The organism is Candidatus Skiveiella danica (assembly GCF_022705245.1).
In the GTDB taxonomy this organism is placed as follows: Bacteria; Pseudomonadota; Gammaproteobacteria; order Burkholderiales; family Burkholderiaceae_C; genus Skiveiella; species Skiveiella danica.
The window spans coordinates 369-680 of the sequence record NZ_JAKJEW010000119.1; the positions used below are offsets into that span (position 1 = coordinate 369).

Here is a 312-nt window from a genome sequence, read left to right on the forward strand (position 1 = left end):
TTACGAGACTTTGAATTGCATGGAAAGCAGCTCTTAAAGACGCCCGTAGAGCGAAGGAAGGGGATCGAGGAAGTCGAACGGTTGTCTATTGCACTTCACCAGGCGCTTCGCACACTGGAGCAGCCCGACCTGGAGGAGCTCGAGTGGCACATGCCTGATGACGATTTGCAGACCAGGGCCTGCATTGAGTGTGAAGGAAGTTCTTTCAGTTCGGTCTTTGGGTTCGCAATTGACGATGCGCTTGTCAGGGCCGCCATGCCTGAACTTCCGGCCGGGAAAATCACGTTCCGAACGGTTTACGCGCAATACCGG

General features: G+C 54.8%; 1 protein-coding gene. It reads left to right on the forward strand.

Features of this window, described 5'->3' with window-relative positions; all coding sequences use genetic code 11:
* Positions 1-312: hypothetical protein (locus ACMUOY_RS20380; protein ID WP_413894544.1), on the forward strand; the 312-nt coding region annotated here is incomplete at both ends.